Source organism: Pseudomonas sp. R1-7 (assembly GCF_051132105.1).
Lineage (GTDB): Bacteria > Pseudomonadota > Gammaproteobacteria > Pseudomonadales > Pseudomonadaceae > Aquipseudomonas.
On sequence record NZ_CP071661.1, the window covers coordinates 5,092,709 to 5,115,495 of the forward strand.

Annotated in this window: 22 protein-coding genes; 7 read left to right on the plus strand and 15 right to left on the minus strand. The window is 60.4% G+C overall.

The window, feature by feature from the left end; translation table 11 throughout:
• Window positions 1-63: 63 nt before the first annotated feature.
• Window positions 64-1,317 (plus strand): serine hydroxymethyltransferase, encoded by a 1,254-nt coding sequence (gene glyA / locus J3P79_RS22900; protein ID WP_039593914.1) that lies wholly within the window; start codon window positions 64-66, stop codon window positions 1,315-1,317.
• 199 nt (window positions 1,318-1,516) lie between these two features.
• Window positions 1,517-2,044: a hypothetical protein gene (locus tag J3P79_RS22905; RefSeq protein WP_434605821.1), complete on the plus strand. Its 528-nt coding sequence runs from the start codon at window positions 1,517-1,519 to the stop codon at window positions 2,042-2,044.
• A 16-nt stretch (window positions 2,045-2,060) separates the two neighbouring features.
• On the opposite strand, the gene yjiA is transcribed toward J3P79_RS22905, so the two are convergent.
• The 3 genes from yjiA to J3P79_RS22920 all read right to left on the minus strand — a co-directional run bounded on the left by yjiA (window position 2,061) and on the right by J3P79_RS22920 (window position 5,457).
• Window positions 2,061-3,029: a GTPase gene (gene yjiA / locus J3P79_RS22910; RefSeq protein WP_434605823.1), complete on the minus strand. Its 969-nt coding sequence runs from the start codon at window positions 3,027-3,029 to the stop codon at window positions 2,061-2,063.
• Window positions 3,030-3,177: 148 nt separating this feature from the next.
• Complete coding sequence (locus tag J3P79_RS22915; RefSeq protein WP_434605825.1) at window positions 3,178-3,375, minus strand: YbdD/YjiX family protein; 198 nt, start codon at window positions 3,373-3,375, stop codon at window positions 3,178-3,180.
• Between the two features lie 15 nt (window positions 3,376-3,390).
• Window positions 3,391-5,457 carry a carbon starvation CstA family protein gene (locus J3P79_RS22920; RefSeq protein ID WP_434605826.1) on the minus strand — a complete coding sequence of 689 codons (2,067 nt, stop codon included), beginning with the start codon at window positions 5,455-5,457 and terminating at the stop codon, window positions 3,391-3,393.
• A 159-nt stretch (window positions 5,458-5,616) separates the two neighbouring features.
• Between J3P79_RS22920 and J3P79_RS22925 the strand changes: the two genes are divergently transcribed.
• A complete protein-coding gene (locus J3P79_RS22925) occupies window positions 5,617-5,973 on the plus strand; it encodes a PilZ domain-containing protein (protein WP_434605828.1) in 357 nt (118 codons plus the stop codon).
• Between the two features lie 68 nt (window positions 5,974-6,041).
• On the opposite strand, the gene radA is transcribed toward J3P79_RS22925, so the two are convergent.
• From radA to katB, 3 genes are all read right to left on the minus strand, one after another.
• Window positions 6,042-7,409, minus strand: coding sequence for a DNA repair protein RadA (gene radA / locus J3P79_RS22930; RefSeq protein ID WP_030140305.1), 1,368 nt, complete (start codon window positions 7,407-7,409; stop codon window positions 6,042-6,044).
• Between the two features lie 40 nt (window positions 7,410-7,449).
• Complete coding sequence (locus J3P79_RS22935; protein ID WP_434605829.1) at window positions 7,450-7,998, minus strand: ankyrin repeat domain-containing protein; 549 nt, start codon at window positions 7,996-7,998, stop codon at window positions 7,450-7,452.
• A 61-nt stretch (window positions 7,999-8,059) separates the two neighbouring features.
• Window positions 8,060-9,601, minus strand: a complete 1,542-nt coding sequence (katB, locus tag J3P79_RS22940; protein ID WP_434605831.1) for a catalase KatB — start codon at window positions 9,599-9,601, stop codon at window positions 8,060-8,062.
• 283 nt (window positions 9,602-9,884) lie between these two features.
• Between katB and mscL the strand changes: the two genes are divergently transcribed.
• Window positions 9,885-10,298: a large-conductance mechanosensitive channel protein MscL gene (gene mscL, locus J3P79_RS22945; RefSeq protein ID WP_434605833.1), complete on the plus strand. Its 414-nt coding sequence runs from the start codon at window positions 9,885-9,887 to the stop codon at window positions 10,296-10,298.
• 42 nt (window positions 10,299-10,340) lie between these two features.
• Here the strand turns inward: mscL and J3P79_RS22950 are convergent, their stop codons facing one another.
• Window positions 10,341-11,117: a ferredoxin--NADP reductase gene (locus J3P79_RS22950; RefSeq protein WP_434605835.1), complete on the minus strand. Its 777-nt coding sequence runs from the start codon at window positions 11,115-11,117 to the stop codon at window positions 10,341-10,343.
• 283 nt (window positions 11,118-11,400) lie between these two features.
• On the opposite strand from J3P79_RS22950, the gene J3P79_RS22955 reads away from it, so the two are divergent.
• On the plus strand, window positions 11,401-12,114 hold the full coding sequence (locus J3P79_RS22955; RefSeq protein ID WP_434605837.1) for an autoinducer binding domain-containing protein: 714 nt from the start codon (window positions 11,401-11,403) through the stop codon (window positions 12,112-12,114).
• Between the two features lie 175 nt (window positions 12,115-12,289).
• Window positions 12,290-13,414 carry a methyltransferase gene (locus J3P79_RS22960; protein ID WP_434605839.1) on the plus strand — a complete coding sequence of 375 codons (1,125 nt, stop codon included), beginning with the start codon at window positions 12,290-12,292 and terminating at the stop codon, window positions 13,412-13,414.
• Window positions 13,415-13,419: 5 nt separating this feature from the next.
• Here the strand turns inward: J3P79_RS22960 and J3P79_RS22965 are convergent, their stop codons facing one another.
• The 3 genes from J3P79_RS22965 to J3P79_RS22975 are packed head-to-tail and all read right to left on the minus strand — an operon-like array spanning window position 13,420 to window position 16,052.
• Window positions 13,420-13,584, minus strand: coding sequence for a DUF2474 domain-containing protein (locus tag J3P79_RS22965; RefSeq protein WP_434605841.1), 165 nt, complete (start codon window positions 13,582-13,584; stop codon window positions 13,420-13,422).
• A 17-nt stretch (window positions 13,585-13,601) separates the two neighbouring features.
• A complete protein-coding gene (gene cydB / locus J3P79_RS22970) occupies window positions 13,602-14,609 on the minus strand; it encodes a cytochrome d ubiquinol oxidase subunit II (RefSeq protein WP_039594118.1) in 1,008 nt (335 codons plus the stop codon).
• Window positions 14,610-14,612: 3 nt separating this feature from the next.
• The gene (locus J3P79_RS22975; protein ID WP_434605843.1) at window positions 14,613-16,052 is read right to left on the minus strand and encodes a cytochrome ubiquinol oxidase subunit I; all 1,440 of its coding nucleotides are present in this window, start codon (window positions 16,050-16,052) and stop codon (window positions 14,613-14,615) included.
• Window positions 16,053-16,482: 430 nt separating this feature from the next.
• Here J3P79_RS22975 and J3P79_RS22980 point away from each other — a divergent pair, with 430 nt between their 5' ends.
• Window positions 16,483-17,721, plus strand: coding sequence for an MFS transporter (locus J3P79_RS22980; RefSeq protein ID WP_434605845.1), 1,239 nt, complete (start codon window positions 16,483-16,485; stop codon window positions 17,719-17,721).
• On the opposite strand, the gene J3P79_RS22985 is transcribed toward J3P79_RS22980, so the two are convergent.
• The 5 genes from J3P79_RS22985 to J3P79_RS23005 form a co-directional block, all read right to left on the minus strand.
• Window positions 17,718-19,919 (minus strand): xanthine dehydrogenase family protein molybdopterin-binding subunit, encoded by a 2,202-nt coding sequence (locus J3P79_RS22985; protein ID WP_434605847.1) that lies wholly within the window; start codon window positions 19,917-19,919, stop codon window positions 17,718-17,720. The genes J3P79_RS22980 and J3P79_RS22985 overlap by 4 nt on opposite strands.
• A complete protein-coding gene (locus tag J3P79_RS22990; RefSeq protein ID WP_039594114.1) occupies window positions 19,916-20,908 on the minus strand; it encodes an FAD binding domain-containing protein in 993 nt (330 codons plus the stop codon). The genes J3P79_RS22985 and J3P79_RS22990 overlap by 4 nt, the downstream gene beginning before the upstream one ends.
• Window positions 20,905-21,429, minus strand: coding sequence for a (2Fe-2S)-binding protein (locus tag J3P79_RS22995; protein ID WP_434605849.1), 525 nt, complete (start codon window positions 21,427-21,429; stop codon window positions 20,905-20,907). The genes J3P79_RS22990 and J3P79_RS22995 overlap by 4 nt, the downstream gene beginning before the upstream one ends.
• Window positions 21,430-21,607: 178 nt before the next feature.
• Complete coding sequence (locus J3P79_RS23000; RefSeq protein WP_434605851.1) at window positions 21,608-22,174, minus strand: DJ-1 family glyoxalase III; 567 nt, start codon at window positions 22,172-22,174, stop codon at window positions 21,608-21,610.
• Between the two features lie 77 nt (window positions 22,175-22,251).
• Complete coding sequence (locus tag J3P79_RS23005; RefSeq protein WP_434611585.1) at window positions 22,252-22,692, minus strand: DUF4879 domain-containing protein; 441 nt, start codon at window positions 22,690-22,692, stop codon at window positions 22,252-22,254.
• Window positions 22,693-22,787 lie beyond the last annotated feature (95 nt).

Here is a 22,787-nt window from a genome sequence, read left to right on the forward strand (position 1 = left end):
TGCCTTCCAAAACCGGTTGAGGTAGAATGCCCCCCTTTTCTGCCCCGATCCTTGAGGACCGCCATGTTCAGCCGTGATTTGACTATTGCCAAGTACGACGCCGATCTCTTTGCCGCCATGGAGCAAGAAGCTCAGCGCCAGGAAGAGCACATTGAGCTGATCGCTTCGGAAAACTACACCAGCCCCGCGGTGATGGAAGCTCAAGGCTCGGTACTGACCAACAAATACGCCGAAGGCTACCCGGGCAAGCGCTACTACGGTGGTTGCGAATACGTCGACGTGGTCGAGCAACTGGCCATCGACCGTGCCAAGCAACTGTTCGGCGCCGATTACGCGAACGTCCAGCCACACGCAGGTTCCCAAGCCAACGCCGCCGTGTACCTGGCGCTGCTGTCGGCCGGAGACACCATCCTGGGCATGAGCCTGGCCCATGGCGGTCACCTGACCCACGGCGCCAGCGTTTCTTCCTCCGGCAAGCTGTACAACGCCGTCCAGTACGGTATCGACGGCAACGGCCTGATCGACTACGACGAAGTCGAGCGCCTGGCCCTCGAGCACAAGCCAAAAATGATCGTCGCCGGTTTCTCCGCCTACTCCCAAGTCCTCGACTTCCCGCGTTTCCGCGAAATCGCCGACAAGGTCGGTGCCTACCTGTTCGTCGACATGGCCCACGTGGCCGGCCTGGTTGCCGCTGGCGTGTACCCGAACCCGGTACCCTTTGCCGACGTGGTCACCACCACCACCCACAAGACCCTGCGCGGTCCACGCGGCGGCCTGATCCTGGCGCGCGCCAACGCCGACATCGAGAAGAAACTGAACTCCGCGGTATTCCCAGGCGCCCAAGGCGGCCCGCTGGAGCACGTGATCGCCGCCAAGGCGATCTGCTTCAAGGAAGCCCTGCAACCTGAGTTCAAGGCGTACCAGCAACAAGTGGTGAAGAACGCCAAGGCCATGGCCGGCGTATTCATCGAGCGCGGCTTCGACGTGGTGTCCGGCGGTACTGAAAACCACCTGTTCCTGCTCTCGCTGATCAAGCAGGAAATCTCCGGTAAAGACGCCGACGCTGCGCTGGGCAAGGCGTTCATTACCGTCAACAAGAACTCGGTGCCCAATGATCCACGCTCCCCGTTCGTCACCTCGGGCCTGCGCTTCGGCACCCCGGCCGTGACCACTCGTGGCTTCAAGGAAGCCGAGTGCAAGGAACTGGCCGGCTGGATCTGCGACATCCTGGCGGACCTGAACAACGAAGCGGTAATCGACGCCGTGCGTGAGAAGGTCAAGGCTATTTGCAAGAAGCTGCCGGTATACGGCGCTTAATTTGCTCGCCAACGCGTAGCCAAAAAGGCCCGCATCGAAAGATGCGGGCCTTTTTTTCATTGGGCCGCGAAAGACCTCTCCCAACAACTAACGCCTGCTCTTGCTTAACGTCCTGCAATACAGACGTCCCCACAAGCCACTCATAACTCCATAAGATCCAGATCGTTCTTTCACCGGCAATTAACGAGGCAACATTCACATGGACAGTGAAAACTTTCATGCCACACTCAGCGTGCTCAACGCTGACGTCAATTTACTGGAAAAACTGCATGGCAAACCCGCGATGGCGACCATCAGCTCTTTCAGTGGTGGATTTCTGACTGGCAGGCTCCAGACTCGCGACCATTCACACCTGCTTGGCATGCGTGCCGAAGATTCGAACGTGCGCAGCGAGCCATTGCGGCTGCATTTCCGGCACACCGCCAACGGCTACATCCTGACCATCAAAGATCCAGGTGATCACTACAACAAACTGATCAGCAAGCGTTGGCTTGAAGTACTTGGCGCAAAAGACCCGAACACAAAAAACCCGACTCTCTTTACTCTCAGGGATCTTCAAAACAACGTCATTACGCGCCAAAACATCACATCCGAACACACGCCGATTTCGCTCATGACTTCCCACAAAAAACATGTGGGAGGATTAAAATTCCGCGGTTCGCCTTATCTTTATCTTGCCGAGACGCAAGAGCAGTCAAAAGTGACATTCCTCCTGAGCGTGCTCTAGCACAGGCAAAACGTCGTCAATGCAGTGCGGCTTCGAAACCTGCGCGGATTTTCTCTTCGGGTAGTTCATCGGCGATAAAAACGATCACGCTTTCACGAGCTTCGCCTGGGGCCCATTCGGTGTCCCAATCGAAGCCGTACAATTTGAGCACGCCCTGGAACACCAACCGACGGGGCTCGCCCGCGATATTCAGCACCCCCTTGTAGCGCAGCAATTGCTTACCATGCTCTTCGAGAAGTTGGTTCATGAAGTCGCTGAGCTTGTCGATGTCCAGCGGCTTGTCGGTGCGCAGGACCAGGCTGCTGATGCGATCGCCCGTGGTTGCCTTGCCGACCGGACGAAGGCTGAGCCCGGCGCCCAAATCCGCATTGAGATTGAACCCACGGATATCCAGCAGCTCGGCCAGGTCGATCTTGCCGTGTTCGACCACTCGGATCGGTGCCCGCCGGTTGATGCGCATCAGGCGCTCGCCAAGGGCCTCGACGTGCGCCGCGTCGACGAGGTCGGTCTTGCTCAGCAGCAAGCGATCGGCAAATCCGACCTGGGCCTGGGCTATGGCCTGGGTCAGGTGGGTGTCTGCGTGGGCTGCATCCACCAAGGTCAGGATGCCATCGAGTATGTAGCGCTCACGCAGGTCTTCGTCGATGAAAAACGTCTGTGCTACCGGTGCAGGATCGGCAAGACCGGTGCACTCGATCACCAAACGGTCGAAATGGATTTCGCCGCTGTCCAGCCGTTCGAGCAACAGGTACAGGGCCTTGGTCAGGTCGGTGTGGATCGTGCAGCAAACGCAGCCGTTGGCCAGCGTCATGACCTGCACCGGCTCTTCGCCCAGCAACTGGGTGTCGATACCGGCATCGCTGAATTCGTTCTCGATCACGGCAATTTTCAGTCCGTGCTCGGCCTTGAGCAGATGACGCAGCAACGTGGTCTTGCCCGCGCCAAGGAAGCCGCTGAGGATCGTGACCGGGATGGGAGAGGACAAACTGGATCTCCTGCTTGGAAATTAGAGAAAAGCACAAACCAATGTGGGAGCGAGCTTGCTCGCGAAGGCGTCGGTGCAGTCAGATCATCATTAACTGACTCTCCGCTATCGCGTGCAGGCTCGCTCCCACAAGGGAATTGACCTCAGTTCAACAACACTTCGGCCCACCCTTGCCGCCGTAACGGGCCTCCTGGCGCTCTCGGAAGAACGCCTCGTAGTCCATCAGCGGCTTGTCCGGGTGTTTGGTTTGCATGTGCTCGACGTAGTTGTCGTAGTCGGGTATGCCGACCATCAGGCGGGCGGCCTGACCGAGGTATTTACCGAGGCGACTCAAGTCATTGAACATCGTTGCAATCCTCTATCAAGCGTCCGGCAGGGCCTGGAATGGCGCTTCTTTGTCCGTGCGCTCTTTCGTGCCCCAGGCGGCGATGCCGACCTTGAGCGCGTAGAACAGGATGCTGAAGACCACGAACAGGAACAACACCGTCAGCGTTGCGTTGGTGTAGGCGTTGAACACCACATGCTGCATCTGCTCGACGCTCTTGGCCGGGGCCAGGATCTGGCCGGCGGCCAGGGCATCGTTGTATTTGCGCGCCAGGGCCAGGAAGCCGATCGCCGGGTTGGCGTCGAACAGCTTGATCAGGCCCGCGGTGGTGGTGCAGATCAGCAGCCAGCTCGCCGGCAGCAGCGTGACCCAGACGTAGCGCTGGCGCTTCATCTTGATCAGCACCACGGTGGCGAGCATCAGGGCGATACCGGCCAGCATCTGGTTGGAAATGCCGAACAGCGGCCACAAGGTATTGATGCCGCCCAGCGGATCGATCACGCCCTGGTACAGCAAGTAGCCCCACAGCGCGACGCAGCCGGCGGTGGCGATCAGGTTGGCGGTCCAGGATTCGGTGCGCTTGAGGGCCGGCACGAACGAGCCGAGCAGGTCCTGCAGCATGAACCGCCCGGCACGGGTGCCGGCATCCACCGCGGTGAGGATGAACAGCGCTTCGAACAGGATCGCGAAGTGGTACCAGAACGCCATGGTGTTCTCACCCGGCAGCACCGAGTGCAGGATCTGCGCGATACCGACCGCCAGGGTCGGCGCACCGCCGGCACGGGCCAGGATGGTGGTTTCGCCGATGTCCTTGGCCACCGCTTGCAGCGCCTCGGGGGTGATTGCAAAGCCCCAACTGCTGACGGTCTGGGCCACGGCCACCACGTCGGTGCCGACGATGGCGCCCGGGCTGTTCATGGCGAAGTACACGCCCGGCTCGATCACCGAGGCCGCGACCATCGCCATGATCGCCACGAAGGATTCCATCAGCATGCCGCCGTAACCGATGTAGCGGGCGTTGGTTTCGTTATCCAGCAGCTTGGGCGTGGTGCCCGAGGAAATCAGTGCGTGGAAACCCGAGACCGCGCCGCAGGCGATGGTGATGAACAGGAACGGGAACAGCCCGCCCTTCCACACCGGCCCGGTGCCGTCTGTGAACTGGGTCAGCGCCGGCATTTTCAGCTCGGGCATGGTGACCAGGATGCCGATCGCCAGGGCGACGATGGTGCCGATCTTGAGGAAAGTCGACAGGTAGTCCCGTGGCGCGAGGATCAGCCACACCGGCAGCACCGCCGCGACAAAACCGTAGCCGATCAGCATCCAGGTGATCTGGATCCCGGTGAAGGTGAAGGCCTTGGCCCACACCGGATCGGCGGCGATCTGCCCGCCCAGCCAGATCGAGCCCAGCAGCAACAGCACGCCGATGATCGAGATCTCGCCGATGCGGCCCGGACGGATGTAGCGCATGTAGATGCCCATGAACATCGCGATCGGGATGGTCGCCATCACCGTGAAGATGCCCCACGGGCTCTCGGCCAGGGCCTTGACCACGATCAGCGCCAGCACCGCGAGGATGATGATCATGATCAGGAAGCAGCCGAACAGCGCGATGGTGCCGGGAATGCGGCCCATTTCCTCGCGCACCATGTCGCCCAGGGAGCGACCGTTGCGGCGGGTGGAGAGGAACAGGACCATGAAGTCCTGCACCGCACCGGCCAGCACCACGCCGGCGATCAGCCAGAGCGTGCCGGGCAAATAGCCCATCTGCGCCGCCAGCACCGGCCCGACCAACGGCCCCGCGCCGGCAATGGCCGCGAAGTGGTGGCCGAAAAGGATGTGTTTGTTGGTCGGGACGTAGTCCAGGCCATCGTTGTTGAGCACGGCAGGCGTGGCCCGGCGCGCGTCGAGTTGCATCACGTTGTTGGCGATGAAGAGGCTGTAGTAGCGGTAGGCGACCAGGTAAATGGCCACGGCTGCGACGACGATCCAGAGGGCGTTGATCGCCTCGCCTCGACGCAATGCCACGACGCCCAAGGCGCACGCTCCTAAGACGGCCAGCAGTAGCCAGGGCAAATGGCGTAGCAGGCTATTATTGTTTTTCATTTTTATATTCCGGCCAGGGTGGACAAGAAAGACAGCCACTGGAGTTTAGCGCTAACCCGCGCAAAGGCCATACCCCGACATTTGTCGGCCACTGGCCGAACGGCAACGATGGCGCGCCAGTTGGGTCTATAGTCAGTGAATCATCAGGGGGAATGAGTAATGAGCGAACGCCGCCGCTTCGTACGAATTGAATTCCATGCCAAGACCGAGCTGAGCCAGGGGCCGTTCATCTGGCCGGTGAAGTTGCTGGATCTGTCCCTCAAGGGGCTATTGATCGAAAAACCCCAGCCTTGGCTCGGCGATCCCGAAGAACCTTTCATGGCTGACATCCACCTGAGCCCCGAAGCGGAGGTCCGGATGGAAGTCAGGCTGGCTCACGACGATCATGGCCACCTGGGTTTTGTCTGCGAGCACATCGACCTGGAATCCATCGCCCATTTGCGTCGACTGGTGGAACTCAATCTGGCCGACCATGATGAACTGGAGCGGGAACTGGCGGCGTTGATCCACATCTGAATACGCCCCAGCCCCCTGCGGCGAGGAAGCTTGCTCCCTCGCCACAAAGGCCCGGACCAGTCTTTGTTTCATTCGAACAACGCATCCAACGCCTGCTCCAGGCGTGTCACCGCGATGATCTGCAGCCCCGCCGGCGCTTCCTTCGGGGCGTTACCCTTGGGCACGATGGCACGCTTGAAGCCGTGCTTGGCCGCTTCCTTGAGCCGCTCCTGCCCACTGGGCACCGGCCGCACTTCCCCGGACAATCCCACTTCACCAAACACCAACAAATCGTGGGGCAATGGCCGGTTGCGCAGGCTGGACATGACCGCCGCCATCAAGGCCAAGTCAGACGCGGTCTCCAGCACCTTGACCCCGCCCACTACGTTGAGGAATACGTCCTGGTCGTGGGTAGGAATCCCGCCGTGCCGGTGCAGGACGGCCAACAACATCGCTAACCGGTTCTGGTCCAGCCCCAACGTCACGCGACGTGGATTCGCCAGATGGCTGTCATCCACCAGCGCTTGCACTTCGACCAACATCGGCCGGGTGCCTTCCCACGTCGCCATGACCACACTGCCAGGAACTTCTTCCTGGGCGCGCGTCAGAAAAATCGCCGAGGGGTTGGAGACTTCTTTCAACCCCCGGTCGGTCATGCCGAATACACCCAGTTCGTTGACCGCGCCAAAGCGATTCTTCACCGCCCGCAACAAACGCAGGCGACCATCGGATTCGCCTTCGAAATACAACACGGTGTCGACCATGTGCTCCAACACCCGCGGCCCCGCCAACGCGCCTTCCTTGGTGACGTGCCCTACAAGGAAAATCGCCGTGCCGCTTTGCTTGGCATAGCGCACCAGCAAGGCCGCGCTTTCGCGTACTTGCGATACGCCGCCCGGGGCCGACTGCAGTTGCTCGGTGAAAATCGTCTGGATCGAGTCGATCACCATCACCTTGGGTTTTTCCAGGCGGGCCGTGGCGATGATGGTTTCGATGCAGGTCTCGGTCATGACCCGCAACTGATCCTGGGGCAATCCGAGGCGTCGGGCGCGCATGGCCACTTGCTGCTGGGATTCTTCGCCGGTGACATACAGTGCAGGCATGCGTGTGGCGAGGTTGCACAAGGTTTGCAGCAGGATGGTGGATTTGCCGATGCCCGGATCGCCGCCGATCAACACCACTGAACCGTCCACCAGGCCGCCACCCAGCACTCGGTCCAGTTCACCGGACGCCGTGGAGAAACGCGGGATTTCTTCAACACTGACTTCGGCCAGGGTCTTGATCTGCGCCTGCTGGCCGGCCCAGCCCGTGCGACCGGTGGGCGCGGCTGCGCCGCCGCTTTCCACCATGGTTTCGGTCAGCGTGTTCCAAGCGCCGCACTCGCTGCACTGGCCGGCCCATTTGGGAAAGGTCGAGCCGCACTCGGTGCAGCCGTACATGCGCTTTGCCTTGGCCATCTGAACTCCGGGTAAAAACCGCGATGATAACAGTCGGGCTTTATTGCGGGGCCGGCATTCTGATTTCACCGTTCGCCAGATCCACCGGGGTATTGCCCAGCGGATCCCTCGCCTCCAGGTCGGCGCCCTTGGCTTTCAAGGCATCGAGCAACTCGCCACGCTTGAACAGACCGGCATACATCGCTGCGGTTTGCCCCGCACCGTTGCGCTGGTCCGGGCTGCAATCGGTGGACAACAAACGACGGGCGATCTGCACTTCGCCCTTGAAGATCGCTCCCATCAACGCAGTGTTGCCACGTTTGTCCTGGGCACACGCATCCGCCCCGGCGGCCAACAGGCGCTCAACTGCCGGACCATGACCGTGATAAGCCGCCAGGATCAGCGCGGTGTAGCCCTTCTCGTCCCGCGTGTCGAGCGAGTAGCCGGCCTCGATGAAGGTCTCGAGCATCGGCACATCGCCCCGGCGGGCGGCATCGAAATAATAATCTTGCAGCTGTGCCCGCACCTCTTCCGCATCGGCGCTCGGAGCCTGATCGGCCAGCGCAGCCCATGACCCGGTGATGAATATCAACAAAACGAATCTGCGCATCATGCCTCTCCATGGGATTCAAGATTGTGGGAGCCGAACCCGCTCGGCTCCCACAAGCGAATCAGTCGCTCAGCTTCTCGGCCAGCGCCTTGACCCGCGCCAGGTCACCCTTGGCAACACGGGCCACACCGGTCCCGTATTCAGGATCGGCCTTGTAGAGGAACGACAGGATGATGTGCTTGCTCTCCTCATCGGTGGTCGCCAGAGACCCACCGAAACTCTCGATCAAGTCATTGCGCTCCTTTTGGTTGAACGAGCGGTACAGGTCGCCGGCCTGCTTGAAATTCTGCTCACGCTGGATCTTCGCCTGCTGGGTACTGCCGGTCAGCTCGGCCTGGCTATAACGCCCCGAAGGCTGTTCTTCACGTGGCATCAAGCGGCTCGGTTGATAGTTCACGCCGGTGCTGGTCTTGCCAGAATTCATCGCGCCGTCCTGGTTGCCGTTGTTGACAGCGACCTTGGGGGCATTGATCGGCAACTGCAGCGCGTTCGGCCCAACCCGGTACATTTGCGTATCGGCATAGGAAAACACCCGGCCCTGCAACAACCGATCTTCCGAAGGCTCGATACCCGGCACCAGGTTCGCCGGCGCCATTGCCACCTGCTCGGTTTCCTGGAAAACATTCGCCGGATTACGGTTCAAGACCATTTGTCCGACTTTTCGCTCAGGAACATCCGGCCAGATCTTGGTTGCGTCCAATGGGTCGAAGTCAAACTTCGACAAGTCCTGTGGCTTGAGCACCTGAACGTACAGATCCCACTTGGGAAAGTCCCCCTTGTTGATATGGCTGACCAAGTCGTTGGTCATATGGCTGTAATCCTGCCCTTGTACCTTCACAACTTCTTTCGGATCGAGATTTTTAATACCCTGTAAACTTTTCCAATGAAACTTTACATAACTGACTTCGCCCTTGGCATTGATCAGTTTGTAAGCATGCACGCCATTGCCATCCATCTCTCGATAACTGGCTGGCGTTCCGGAGTTGGAATACAACTCGGTCAGGGTACGAGTCGCCTCTGGAACATGGGAAAAGAAATCAAAACGACGGGAATCGTCATCCAGGTTGGTTCGCGGGTCGGGTTTGAACGCATGAACCATGTCAGGAAACTTGATTGCGTCGCGAATGAAAAACGTCGGGAAGTTATTACCCACCAAATCCCAGTTGCCATCCGCCGTATAGAACTTGGTGGCGAAGCCACGCGGGTCGCGCAACGTTTCAGGCGAGTGGTTGCCATGCACCACGGCGGAAAACCGCACGAACACCGGCGTGACCTGGCCTGCCGCGAAGACCTTGGCCTTGGTCAGGTCGCCCAGGTCGTTAGACACGGTAAATTCACCATGCGCACCGGTACCACGGGCATGCACGACACGCTCGGGAATACGTTCGCGGTCGAACCGCTGGAGTTTCTGGATCAGTTGCACGTCCTGCAACAAGGTCGGGCCATTGGGGCCCGCGGTTTGCGAGTTCTGGTTGTCGCCTACCGCCGCACCGTTGTCGCGGGTCAGCGTGGCGGCATTGACGGACAGGGAAAACAGGCTGGCGGTCAGGACGACAAGGGAACGGCGACCGGACATAGCGCCGAGGCCAAGGGAAGTGTTCATTGAAGTTTCCTCTAATTTTATAAGCGCATCCATGTGCGCCTTTTAGAGGCTAGTGCTCGAAAAATGAAAACCTAAATAGAAATACCGTACCATCCTGATAGAAAAAACAATGTAGGGAATTGGTCCGAAACCACGTATCACGCGCGATTGGTGGCACTTTGTAAACTTTTTGCGGGGGCACGGGTCGATAAACAGGCAAGCGGTGTAAGACGTCATGTCGAGCGAGACACCGATGGCTGGCTTACACTGCGGGTTTCAACTCATCTGTCACAAGGAACAACTCATGGGCGTGCTAAGCGAGTTCAAGGCCTTCGCGGTCAAAGGCAATGTCGTCGACATGGCCGTCGGGATCATCATCGGTGCCGCTTTTGGCAAGATCGTTTCGTCATTCGTGGGTGACGTGATCATGCCCCCGATCGGCCTCCTGATCGGCGGGGTGGACTTCAGTGATCTGGCCATCACGCTCAAGGCCGCCCAAGGCGACACGCCGGCAGTTGTGCTGGCCTACGGCAAATTCATCCAGAGCACGGTTGATTTCATCATCGTCGCGTTCGCGATCTTCATGGGCGTCAAGGCCATCAACCGGCTCAAGCGCGAAGAAGCCGTCGCTCCGAGCGCGCCCCCTGTGCCGACCAAGGAAGAACAACTGTTAAGCGAGATCCGTGACTTGCTCAAGGCCCAGAACGAACGGCCCTGATCATTCCCGTATTGAAATGGCGTCCACGGGACGCCATTTTTTCTACCAATAGTTTTCCACCGCCACCTGGCCAGGCCGACGGGTCAGGCTGAGTTGCAAGCCCCTGGCCTTGAGCAGCTTGCGCGTATCGTCAATCATCTGGGGATTGCCGCAGAGCATGACCCGGGAATGCTCAGGCGTCAGCGCGACACCGGCGACCCGTTCCAGCTCGCCATTTTCGATCAGCGTGGTAATGCGCCCATTGAGCGTATCCGGAACTTGCTCACGAGTGACCGTGGCGATGAACCTGAACTTATGTGCGTACTCGGCCAGGTAATCTCGCTGTGACAACTCATCTATAAGCTTCTGATATGCCAGTTCCCTGGCCTCGCGCACGCTGTAGACGAGGATGATCCGCTCGAATTTCTCCCACACTTCGAAATCCTGCAAGATCGAAAGAAACGGCGCGACGCCTGTCCCGGTGGACAACAGCCACAAATCGCGACCGTCGACAAAACGGTCCAGCGTCAGGTAACCGAAGGCCTGGCGCTCCACCAGCAGGCTATCCCCTGGCTTCAAGCGGCTCAGTTCGCTGGTGAATTCGCCGCCTGGGACGACGATCGAAAAGAACTCGAGAAACTCGTCGAACGGCGAGGACACCATGGAGTAAGCGCGCCAGACGGTACTTCCATCTGACTTGACGACTCCGAGCCGGGCAAACTGTCCCGCCCGGAAACGAAAACCACGATCCCTGGTGGTTCGTAGAGTAAACAAGTGAGGCGTCAATGGTTGTACATCGACCAATGTCTGGCGGGTAAACTTGTCTGCGTTGTCGGTCATGGGGTACTCCAATCGAACAATGCCCACAGTGTCCCGCAAAGTGAGGATATTAACCACCTTCGAAAGCTGATAGCGTTAAGCCATAACGACTTGTACATGGCCCGATAAAGTTCTACAAACCAACTAGGCATGTATCGAAACACTGTTAGTTAAGTCCCTTCCTCAATAGCCACAAATACCTGACAAAAGAAAAAAATCTAACTGCACGTTAGGAAAAGTCCTACACTCAGTTGCGCGTCACTGATTGGATCCACCTCGTTGATGAGCCCTAAGGAGAATGACAATGGACGAGTGGAAGCACCTGCAATTAAGAAAACTATCCTGTGAAAAGGACTTGCAGAGAGCCTATCGCCTGGTATTGGATTTCTTTAATTATCAAGGCTTTGAATATTGCGCGTTTGCCGCTTATTCAGGTGCCCCTGATCGATATGCCAGCAAGATCAACATCAACAATTACCCGTATGGGTGGGACAGACTCTATGAAAAAAACGGCTACGCTTCAAATGACCCGATAGTAGCGCATTGCAATCATTCTTCATTGCCAATCCTGTGGAGCGAGAATGTCTTCTCCGAAGCCCCCCGATTATGGCAAGAACTTAATCGACAAGGCCTCGCACACCGCTGGACCCAAGCCGTGCATGATGAGCACGGTTCCCACTACAGTCTGTTCAGCCTCGCCAGGACCCATTGTCCCATCGATGCCGAAGAACACTATGGCAATCTTGGCTACGCCATCTTCGCTAGCCAAAGATTGCACGCGTTGGCTGGCAAGAAGTTATCCGACCATAGGACGCCCCCGCTGACGTGTCATCTCTCGCCCCGGGAGATCGAAGTGCTGAGGTGGTCCGCCGAAGGAAAGACTGCGTCGGAAGTGGGCCGGATTCTCTGTCTGTCCGAGCGCACCGTTAACTTCCACGTCTGCAGCTGCATGCGAAAACTGAACGTGACCAATAAAATCTCGGCGGTAGCGAAAGCTGCGCACATCCATGTGATCTAGCTGAACAGCTCAGCCTGAAAAAACCTGCGAGTAATGCCTGGCAAAAAAACGTACCATTCACGGCCCCACTTGAATGATGACGCGCCTAGTCCGCGACGTAGTTCATTCAGGAGGTCCCGCTGACAGACCTGCCCCCAAGGCAGCGGGACACTCGTTGATTGCCAGAGTCCCAGCCATGCCTTTGCTCGATACTCCCTTCGCCCAACTCGACCTGATCCGCCAACCCGAACAGCAGAACGAACCGTTGCAGGCATTCGACGCGGCCGATGAATACCTGCTTGCGTACCTGGCCGAACAACAACCGGGCGCGCAGACCCGGGTGTTGGTACTCAACGATGGCTTCGGCGCCCTGGCGGCGAGCCTTGCAGGCAAGGTCCAGGTCACCAGCAGCGGTGATTCGTTCCTGGCGCTGCAGGCCTTGGAAAAGAATCTGGTACGCAACGGCCAGCCCTTCGATGCGGTACCGATCGTGCCGGCCAGCGAAGCATTCGCAGGGCCGTTCGACCGCGTCCTGGTCAAGGTGCCCAAGACCCTGGCCCTACTGGAAGAACAACTGATCCGGCTGCAAGGGCAACTGGCTCCAGGCGCCCAGGTCATCGCTGGCGCAATGGTCAAGCATTTGCCCCGGGCCGCAGGGGACCTGATGGAGCGCTACGTCGGCTCGGTGCAAGCGTCATTGGCGGTAAAGAAGGCGCGCCTGTTGATTGCCACGCCGCAAACCAGGACTCCGGCCGTCTCCCCCTACCCCACGCGTTATAAGCTGGATGAGCCGAACATCGAGCTGGTCAACCATGCCAACGTGTTCTGCCGTGAAGGGCTGGACATCGGTACCCGTGCCTTCCTGCCACACCTGCCAAAAAACCTGGGGTCTGCGCGTGTAGCGGACTTGGGTTGCGGCAACGGCGTATTGGCCATTGCCAGTGCGCTGCAAAATCCGGAGGCCCGCTACACCCTGGTGGACGAGTCGTACATGGCGGTGCAATCGGCCGCCGAAAACTGGCGAGCCGCCCTGGGCGAGCGCGAGGCGGTCGTGAGGGCCGGCGATGGCCTGGCCGGGCAAGACGCACAGTCCCTGGATGTGGTGCTGTGCAACCCGCCGTTTCATCAACAGCAGGTGGTGGGCGATTTCCTCGCCTGGAGAATGTTCCAGCAGGCCCGCGAAGCGCTGGTGGTCGGCGGCGCGCTGTACATCGTCGGCAACCGCCACCTGGGTTACCACAGCAAACTGGCGCGGCTGTTCCGCGGTGTCGAACAGGTCGCCGCCACGCCGAAGTTCGTGATCCTCAAGGCCCGTAAATAGCCACTTCAGTGGGTGGTCAACCCTGCCGCATTCATGAACATTCGCATCAGGCTGGCGACGATGAACAATGCCAGCACGCTGCCGGCCCAAATCGCCACCAGCCAACCGAGCCGCTGCCATAACGGCTTTTTTTCAGCGGCCTCGATGTCTTTCAAGTCAGGCTTGGCCATCCTCGGCACCTCCCGGGTCAATGATAGCCATCGTCATGGGTCACCTTGCCGCGGAACACGTAGTAGCTCCAGAAGGTGTACACCAGGATCAACGGAATGATGAACAACGTGCCGACCAGCATGAAGCCTTGGCTCTGTGGCGGTGACGCGGCGTCCCAGATCGAAATGGACGGCGGCACAATGTTCGGCCACAGGCTGATGCCAAGGCCGCTGTAGCCCAGGAAGATCAGCACCAACGTCAGGATGAATGGCGTGTAGTTGGCATTGCGTGCCACGGCGCGGAACAACCCGTACATGGTCACCAACACCAGGATCGGCACCGGCAAGAACCAGAACAGGTTCGGCAGGGTGAACCAGCGCGCCGCAATATCGGCGTGAGCCAGCGGCGTCCAGATACTGACGATGCCGATCACCGCCAACACCACGAACGCCAGCGGCCTGGCCAAGTCGTGCATCTGCTCTTGCAGCTTGCCTTCGGTCTTCATGATCAGCCAGGTACAGCCGAGCAAGGCATAGGCGGCAATCAGCGCCAGTCCGCAGAAGATCGTGAATGGCGTGAACCAGTCCAGGGAGCCGCCGGCATACTGCCGATTGACCACCTCGAAGCCATCAATGAAGGCCCCCAGAGCAACCCCCTGGAAGAACGTCGCGGTCAGCGAACCACCGATGAACGCCTTGTCCCACAGGTGCCGCTTCTCGGCCCTGGCCTTGAAGCGGAACTCGAACGCCACGCCCCGGAAAATCAAGCCGATGAGCATGAGAATCAGCGGCAGGTACAAGGCCGAGAGGACCACCGAATACGCCAGCGGAAACGCGCCGAACAGCCCGGCCCCGCCCAACACCAGCCAGGTTTCGTTACCGTCCCAGACCGGCGCGACCGTGTTCATCATCACGTCGCGATCCCGCTCGCCCTTGATGAAAGGGAAAAGAATGCCGATCCCCAGGTCGAAGCCGTCCATGATCACGTACATCATGATGCCGAAGATGATGACCACGGCCCAGATCAGCGGAAGATCAATACCCATGACTCAATTCCCCTTGTTCGAGCTGTCGTTGTGGTCCACTTCGTCGTCGCCTTCGTTGGCGGCCGACAATGGACGGGCCGGGGTACGTTTCTGGCCCGGACCGCCATCCGTCGGCTCGGCTTCGTGAGCCACCGGCCCCTTGCGCACCAGGCGCATCATGTAGCTCAGCCCTGCGCCGAACAGCGCGAAATAGACCACCACAAACATGACCAGGGTAAAGCTCATTTGCGCAAAGCTGTGACCGGACGAAGCATCGGCCGTGCGCATCAGGCCGTAGACCACCCACGGCTGGCGCCCGATCTCCGTGGTGAACCAGCCGGCGAGAATGGCGATCAGCCCGGACGGTCCCATCCACAGCACCAGGTGCAGGAACGGGCGAGATTGGTAGAGACGTTCGCCGCGGCGCAGCCAGAGGCTGCACAGGCCGGTAAAGATCATCAGCAGCCCCAGGCCCACCATGACCCGGAACGACCAGAACACGATGGTCGAATTCGGTCGATCCTCAGGAGGGAACTCCTTCAACGCCGGCACTTGGTCGGTCAGCGAGTGGGTGAGGATCAAGCTGCCCAGGTACGGGATCTCCACGGCGAACTTGGTTTCCTCGGCCTTCATGTCCGGCCAGCCGAACAGAATCAGCGGCGTGGGTTCGTCACCGACGTTCTCCCAATGTCCTTCGATGGCAGCAATTTTTGCCGGCTGGTGCTTGAGTGTGTTGAGACCATGGAAATCACCGATAACCGCCTGCACGGGTGCAACCAGCAAGGCCATCCACATCGCCATCGACAGCATGCGGCGCACGGCCGGGTTGTCGCGACCGCGAAGCAGATGCCAGGCCGCTGAAGAGCCGACGAAAAATGCCGTGGCCACGAACGCGGCGACCGACATGTGCAGCAGTCGATACGGGAACGAGGGGTTGAACACCACCGCCAGCCAATCCACCGGAATGACCCGGCCATCGACGATTTCGTACCCTTGCGGGGTTTGCATCCAGCTGTTGGAGGACAGGATCCAGAAGGTCGAGATCAGCGTACCGACGGCCACCATGACCGTGGAAAAGAAGTGCAAGCCACGCCCCACACGGTTCCAGCCGAACAGCATCACGCCGAGGAAGCCCGCTTCGAGGAAGAATGCCGTGAGCACCTCATACGTCAGCAGCGGCCCGGTGACCGCCCCGGCAAAGTCGGAAAAGCGGCTCCAGTTGGTGCCGAATTGATAAGCCATGACCAGCCCGGACACCACGCCCATGCCGAAGTTGACGGCGAAAATCTTCGACCAGAAGTGATACAGGTCGCGGTAGGTGTCGTCGTGTGTCTTCAGCCACAGGCCTTCGAGCACTGCCAGGTAACTCGCCAGGCCAATGGTGATGGCCGGGAACAGGATGTGGAACGAGATGGTGAATGCAAACTGGATTCGGGCGAGATCGAGCGCCTCCAAACCGAACATAAGTCTTCCTCTGTCAGGTAAAACCGGCTGCGGGCGGGGCTTGCATCACAGCCCCCAGGGATATGGAGTGCGATGCTTTTCAAATCGTTCTTTTTAAACCGTCACAACGCAGGACTTTGGCCGCATGGCCGCCAGCACAACACCCCAGAAGGGAATTGACCTGGGTCAAGCAATGCTCAAAGAGTAGTCCCAATATTGCCGATGGATGGCGTGGTCTTTTGTCGCGTGACAGGTTGCCTCAGTGCCAGATACCGCACCAAGCCTAGGGCTCCCAAACCTTCATGACCCCCGGGGCGAGGGAGCAAGTCCCTCGCCCCAAAAGCCCCCATCCGTTGAATTGATGTTTGGCTAACTATTTTTCTCGCCACCGCAACTTCCAGTTACAGTCGGGTGATAATCTCGATGCCTTCATCACCGGACCCTGTCACAGATGCCCAGCCAAGCGCCTTTGCTGCTCCGTCACCATCGCCCCTTCATCGCCTTCTGGCTGGCCCGGATATTCACCGCCAGCGGTTTCCAGATGCTGACCGTGGCCATCGGCTGGAACCTCTACCAATTGACCGGCAACGTCCTGGACCTCGGGCTCGTCGGCCTCGTGGAATTTGCCCCGCGGGTGCTGTTCATGCTGCACACCGGGCATGTGGCGGATCGATATGATCGACGCAAGGTTGCCGCGATCTGCCAGACGTTGCAGGCGCTGATCGCCCTGGCCCTGGTCATCGGCAGCGCCACCGACAACGTCACGCGGGAGATGATTTTCATCCTTGCGTTCCTGCTCGGCGCCGCCCGATCCTTCGAGATGCCGACCACCCAAGCATTGCTACCGAGCATCGTGCCTGCTGCACTCTTCCCCCGAGCGGTGGCCGCCGCGCAATCAGCCCAGCAGTCGGCCACCATCGTTGCCCCGGCCCTTGGCGGTTTGCTGTATGCCTTCGGCAGCGTCTGGGTCTATGGGCCGACCGTGCTGCTCTATGTCATTGCTTGCTGCCTCATGCTCAATCTGCCTGCCCGACAGACACCACTGAACAAAGGCAAGGCGACCCTTGACTCATTGCTGGCGGGTATCCGCTTCATTCGCAGCCGCCCGGACATCCTGGGAGCGATTTCCCTGGACCTGTTCGCGGTGCTGCTGGGCGGCGCCACCGCCCTGTTGCCGGTGTTCGCCAAGGACATCCTGCTCACCGGCCCCTGGGGCCTGGGCCTGCTGCGTTCGGCGCCGGCGGTGGGGGCCTTGCTGATGTCGTTGTGGCTGGCGCGCTTTGCCGTCGAACGCAAGGTCGGCCGGGTGATGTTCACTGCGGTAGGCGTGTTCGGCGTTGCCACCATTGCGTTCGGACTTTCCACGTCGTTCTGGTTTTCCCTCGCGGTACTGGTGGTGCTGGGCGCGGCGGACATGATCAGCATGGTGATCCGCGCCTCCTTCGTGCAGCTGGAAACGCCGGACGAAATGCGCGGTCGGGTCAGTGCCGTGAATGGCTTGTTTATCGGCGCCTCGAACCAGTTGGGCGAGTTCGAGTCGGGCCTCACCGCCCATTGGTTCGGCACCGTGCCGGCGGTGGTCATGGGCGGCGTCGGCACGCTGCTGGTGACCGGGGCCTGGATCAAATTGTTCCCGACCCTGGCCAACCGCGACCGAATGCACGAACCGATGGACGAGGCGAAAGCCTAGAGCAGCTTGTCGAGGGTGATCGGGAAATCCCGCACCCGTTTGCCCGTGGCGTGGTAGATCGCATTCGCCACCGCCGCAGCCACGCCGACAATCCCGATTTCCCCGACGCCCTTGGATCCGAGGGCGTTGACGATCTCATCGTGCTCCTCGACGAAGATTACATCGATATCACCCATGTCAGCGTTGACCGGCACGTGATACTCGGCCAGGTTGTGGTTCATGTGCCGGCCCAGGGCATGGTCGGTCAGGGTTTCTTCATGCAACGCCATCCCGACACCCCAGACCACCCCGCCGAGAATCTGGCTGCGGGCAGTCTTCGGATTGACCACCCGCCCGGCGGCGATGGCGCTGACCACCCGATTGACCTTTACGGTGCCGAGATCTTCGTCCACCAACACCTCGACAAAGACCGCCGAATGAGTGGCGGTCGCATAAGCCTGGCGCTTTTCGTCCGGCCCGGTGGAAACCTCCGCCTGCAACGGCATTTCGCCGCTTTTTTGCGCCAGTTCCGCCAATGCGACGCGGGCTTCACCCATGCGCAGCTCACCGTCGGCAAAGGTCGCTTGCTCCAGGGTCGCACCGCTGAAGGCGGGACAAGACTGACGGGCCACGGCGAGTAGCTTCTCCCTGAGCGCCTCACAGGCTTGCTGCACTGCGGTGCCCACCGACGAGACAGTGAACGAGCCGCCCTGCAACGGTGCAGTCGGCAACGACGAGTCACCAAGAACAAAGGTGACATCCTCAAGGGAAACGCCTGACGCCTCGGCGGCGATTTGAGTCATGACCGTGTAGGTGCCGGTGCCGATGTCGGTCGTTGCGCTGCTGACGGTCAGCTTGCCGTTGGCATCCAATGAGGCGCGGGCGCTGGCTTTCTGTTGCATGGCCTCCCACACGCCGCCAGCCATGCCCCAACCCACCAGTTGTCGGCCGTTGCGCATGCTGCGTGGTTCGGGGTTGCGATTGCTCCAACCGAAACGCTCGGCGCCCTGGGCGTAACAGGCACGCAGTTCCTTGCTGGAATAGGGCTTGCCTTCGTTTTCGTTGCGTTCGGCGTAGTTGATCAGGCGCAGTTGCACCGGGTCGATCGCCAGGGCGCAGGCCAACTCGTCCATGGCGCATTCCAGCCCGATCAATCCCAAGGCCGCGCCGGGCGCGCGCATGTCCAACGGCGTGTAGACGTCCAGCGGTGCCAGTCTGTACGTCAACGTCACGTTATCGCAGTGATAGAGCATGCCGCTCCACTCCACCACGTGCTCGGTAAAATCTTCGAAACGCGAGGTCTGGCCGACGGCGGTGTGCGCTACGGCGAGCAACCTTCCGTTGGCCGCAGCGCCCAGCTGTACGCGCTGGAATGTCCGTGGGCGATAGCCGAAAGTGAACATCTGCTGACGCGTCAGGCTGACTCGCACCGAACGCTTGAGGGCCAGCGCGGCCATGACCGCGAGCGCCAATTGGTATTGCGGGCGCAGGCCGGAGCCGAACGCGCCGCCCACGTAGGCGGCGAACACGCGCACCTGCTCCTTCTCCAGCCCGAACACTTTTTGCACATACGCTTGGCAGTTCTGAGTGCCTTGGGTCTTGTCGTGGATGTGCAGGCTTGCGTCAGGTTGGTACAACACAGTAGAGGCATGGGGCTCCATCGGGTTGTGATGCTCTATCGGTGTGCTGTAGGACACATCCACACTCAAGGCGGCACTCGCATACTCGCCCTGAAAATTCCCACGTGGCTTAGGCAGTTCGGCCGGCGCTGGATGGGCTTCGTTTTGCAGGATTGTCAGATCGGTCTGATGCTCCTCGGCCTCGTATTCAATTTCAACCAGCGAGCCGGCATAACGGGCCAGTTCCAGATTCTCGGCCACCACCAGCGCCAGCGGCTGGCCACTGTAGAGGATCTGGTCATTGAATAATGGCCGGAACGGCGAGCCCTCCGCCGCGTCGGCATCCTGGTAGGGTTCGTCGTAGCTGGCGACCTTCGGCCGATTGGTGTGATCGATCACCGCGACGACGCCCGGTAGCGCCAAGGCGCGTGAAGCATCGATGCCCACCACGCGTCCCCGGGCGATCGCGCTGGACACGACACTGCCGTGCAACAAGCCGTCTTCCGGATATTCCCCGGCATAACGGCCGCGACCGGTCACCTTGAGCAGGCCGTCGACCCGATCCAGCGGCTTGCCTATGGATTTGCTCGGTGCATTCATCGGGCGGTTCCTCCCACCAGTGCGGCATCGCTCAGGGCGCGGACAATCGCCCGGCGCGCCAACTTGACCTTGAAGCCGTTGTGTTCCAGCGGTTCGGCGCCCTGCAACAGCGCATCCGCGGCCGCCGTGAAGGTCTCGCGGCTGACCACCTGGCCCGCCAGCCAGCTCTCGACGGCTCGATCGCGCCAAGGCTTGTGCGCCACGCCGCCCAAGGCCAGGCGGGCCTGGCGAATCACCGGCCCGTCCAGCTCCAGCGCGGCCGCGACCGACACCAGCGCGAAGGCATAGGACGCGCGGTCACGGATCTTCAAGTAATGGCTGTGTTCGGCGAAACCGGCGGGCGGCAGCTCGATATAGGTGATCAGCTCGTCATCGGCCAGTTGATTGTCCCGGTCCGGGGCGTCGCCGGGAAGGCGATGGAAGTCAGCGAACTCGATGGTCCGAGGACCACCGCGCCCCAGCACATGGACCACCGCATCAAGGGCCGCCAGGGCCACGCACATGTCGGAGGGGTGAGTCGCGACACATTGATCGCTCGCGCCAAGTATCGCGTGAATCCGGTTCAAGCCGCTTCGGGCTGGGCAGCCGCTGCCGGGCCTGCGTTTGTTGCACGGCACGCTGGCGTCATAAAAATAGTAACAACGGGTGCGCTGCAACAGATTGCCACCGGTACTGGCCATGTTGCGTAGCTGTGGCGAAGCACCCGCGAGGATGGCCTGGGAAAGCAACGGATAACGACGCTCGATCCAAGGGTGCCAGGCCAGGTCGGCATTGCTCACCAACGCGCCGATCATGACCCCGCCCGAGGGCGTTTCGCTGAGGTCGGCCAAGGGCAGTCCGGTGATATCGATCAAATGCTCGGGGCGGGTGAGGTTTTCCTTCATCAGATCGAGCAGGTTGGTACCGCCAGCGATGAAACGTGAATGGGCACTCGACAGCTCCACGGCGGCCTGCAGCGTGTCGGGCTTGCTGTAGCGAAAGGGATTCACGACTCACCTCCCGTCTGCTGGCAGAGCGGCAGGGCTTCTTCGATGGCATCGCGGATGTTGTTGTAGGCGCCGCATCGGCAGAGATTGCCGCTCATCAGCTCGCTGATTTCGGCGCCCGTCCGCGCCCGTCCCTCGTTGGCCAGCGCCACCGCCGAACAGATCTGCCCGGGCGTGCAATAGCCGCACTGGAACGCGTCATGCTTGATGAACGCCCGCTGCATGGGATGCAACTCGTCGCCGTTCGCCAGGCCCTCGACAGTGGTCAACTCGGCGCCATCACACATCACCGCCAGGGTCAGGCAAGCGTTTATCCGCTTGCCATCGCGCAGCACCGTGCAGGCCCCGCATTGGCCGTGGTCGCAGCCTTTTTTGCTGCCTGCCAGGTCCAGTTGCTCGCGCAGCAAATCCAGCAACGTAGTCCAGGGCAGCACCTGCAACTCACGCACCGCGCCATTGAGTGTCAGACGTATCGGATGACGGACGAAGGACGCCTGCGTCGCTTCGGACAAGGTCGCGCTCATGGAACACCTCACGGTTGGTCGTACACGCGGCGTTTTGGAAAACCGCCGTCATAAGGGGTACGACTTCGGGGTGGGGTGAGCGTTCAAGGCGATTGAATGACGAAACACCGGCGTCTGCTGCGCAGCCGAGCGGGAGCAAGCTCCCCCGCCACAGGGTGGTTACGAATCCTGGAAAATGTCAGGCCAGCAATTCCGCCGCCACTACGTTTTTCACGCCTTTGCCGGCGAGTTGCTCCACCAGCGTCAAGGCAAACACAAGGGCGGCCGCCGAGCCCTGGGCGGTAATGCAATTGCCGTCCACCACCACCGGTTGGTCGACAAAACTGCACCCGGACAGTTGCTGGCTGACCGCGGGCAGGCAGGTCATGCGACGCTGGCGCAGCACGCCGAACGCCTGGAGCACCAACGCCGGGGCTTCGGCGATCGCGGCGAAGAAGCGCCCGGCAGCCGCCTGGTCCTTGACCAGTTGCTGCAAAGGTTGGTGGGCGGCCAAGTGTTGCGCGCCGATGATGCCGCCCGGCAAGACGACCAAGTCGAAATCCTGCACCAGCACGTCCACCAGCATGCCATCGGCGGTCAGGCGCGTGCCGCGTGCACAGGTGAGCATGCGACGGCCCTCGATACTCGCCACGACGACTTCAAGCTGCGCCCGGCGCAACACGTCGATCAGTGTCACCGTCTGCAGATCGTCGACGCCTTCCGCCACGGCAATCAGGATTCGGGGGATCTTGGTTCCAGGAATCATGGGCACTCTCCGCTGGGTGATCTCTCAAGACTAGTCAGCTTTGCCGGGCCCTGTCAGCTGAAGCTCGCCCAGCCATGTCATTTGATGTACAGCTGGGTCGACATCCGGTTGCCGGGCGGGTTGATCGACACGTTACTGAAGCTGAACGTGCCTTCCTGCTTGCCCTTCAGATCGAAGATGTACAAATAGCCGACCGTTCGCCGGGCTCCGCTCGAGCAGTCATTGAGGTTGCCATTATCAAATGCACACACCGGTGAACGGGTGCCGTCGACCTCAAAGCCGTCCAGCGTGACATTCGGCTGGTGGCCTATGCCGAGTTCCAGCACGTAGACCTTGATATGCGGGCCACTGTGGTCGCAACGGGTTTGCGCCTGTTGCGCAGAGACGTCCTCGAAACCACAGGCCAGCGACTCGACCTTGAGCACCTTGACCTCGCTCAGCGGTGGCGCCGACGCGGCATGCGCGGCCGCGACGGACAGCCCCAGGCCGAACGCGCAGGCCAATGCAATGTTCTTCATGCAATTCATACTGACCTCCCGGAATCGCGCGCAGTATGGCCCAACTTTTGCCTCTGCACACTTTTGCGACGCACACCGAGGATCGCAGCCAGTTC

What these genes read in the sequence shown, in the direction of transcription:
- glyA (WP_039593914.1), top strand. Translation starts at nt 64, where the DNA reads ATGTTCAGCCGTGATTTGACTATTGCCAAGTACGACGCCGATCTCTTT.
- J3P79_RS22905 (WP_434605821.1), top strand. Translation starts at nt 1,517, where the DNA reads ATGGACAGTGAAAACTTTCATGCCACACTCAGCGTGCTCAACGCTGAC.
- J3P79_RS22915 (WP_434605825.1), bottom strand. Translation starts at nt 3,375, where the DNA reads ATGTTCAATGACTTGAGTCGCCTCGGTAAATACCTCGGTCAGGCCGCC.
- J3P79_RS22920 (WP_434605826.1), bottom strand. Translation starts at nt 5,457, where the DNA reads ATGAAAAACAATAATAGCCTGCTACGCCATTTGCCCTGGCTACTGCTG.
- J3P79_RS22925 (WP_434605828.1), top strand. Translation starts at nt 5,617, where the DNA reads ATGAGCGAACGCCGCCGCTTCGTACGAATTGAATTCCATGCCAAGACC.
- radA (WP_030140305.1), bottom strand. Translation starts at nt 7,409, where the DNA reads ATGGCCAAGGCAAAGCGCATGTACGGCTGCACCGAGTGCGGCTCGACC.
- J3P79_RS22935 (WP_434605829.1), bottom strand. Translation starts at nt 7,998, where the DNA reads ATGCGCAGATTCGTTTTGTTGATATTCATCACCGGGTCATGGGCTGCG.
- katB (WP_434605831.1), bottom strand. Translation starts at nt 9,601, where the DNA reads ATGAACACTTCCCTTGGCCTCGGCGCTATGTCCGGTCGCCGTTCCCTT.
- mscL (WP_434605833.1), top strand. Translation starts at nt 9,885, where the DNA reads ATGGGCGTGCTAAGCGAGTTCAAGGCCTTCGCGGTCAAAGGCAATGTC.
- J3P79_RS22950 (WP_434605835.1), bottom strand. Translation starts at nt 11,117, where the DNA reads ATGACCGACAACGCAGACAAGTTTACCCGCCAGACATTGGTCGATGTA.
- J3P79_RS22955 (WP_434605837.1), top strand. Translation starts at nt 11,401, where the DNA reads ATGGACGAGTGGAAGCACCTGCAATTAAGAAAACTATCCTGTGAAAAG.
- J3P79_RS22960 (WP_434605839.1), top strand. Translation starts at nt 12,290, where the DNA reads ATGCCTTTGCTCGATACTCCCTTCGCCCAACTCGACCTGATCCGCCAA.
- J3P79_RS22965 (WP_434605841.1), bottom strand. Translation starts at nt 13,584, where the DNA reads ATGGCCAAGCCTGACTTGAAAGACATCGAGGCCGCTGAAAAAAAGCCG.
- cydB (WP_039594118.1), bottom strand. Translation starts at nt 14,609, where the DNA reads ATGGGTATTGATCTTCCGCTGATCTGGGCCGTGGTCATCATCTTCGGC.
- J3P79_RS22975 (WP_434605843.1), bottom strand. Translation starts at nt 16,052, where the DNA reads ATGTTCGGTTTGGAGGCGCTCGATCTCGCCCGAATCCAGTTTGCATTC.
- J3P79_RS22980 (WP_434605845.1), top strand. Translation starts at nt 16,483, where the DNA reads ATGCCCAGCCAAGCGCCTTTGCTGCTCCGTCACCATCGCCCCTTCATC.
- J3P79_RS22985 (WP_434605847.1), bottom strand. Translation starts at nt 19,919, where the DNA reads ATGAATGCACCGAGCAAATCCATAGGCAAGCCGCTGGATCGGGTCGAC.
- J3P79_RS22995 (WP_434605849.1), bottom strand. Translation starts at nt 21,429, where the DNA reads ATGAGCGCGACCTTGTCCGAAGCGACGCAGGCGTCCTTCGTCCGTCAT.
- J3P79_RS23000 (WP_434605851.1), bottom strand. Translation starts at nt 22,174, where the DNA reads ATGATTCCTGGAACCAAGATCCCCCGAATCCTGATTGCCGTGGCGGAA.
- J3P79_RS23005 (WP_434611585.1), bottom strand. Translation starts at nt 22,692, where the DNA reads ATGAAGAACATTGCATTGGCCTGCGCGTTCGGCCTGGGGCTGTCCGTC.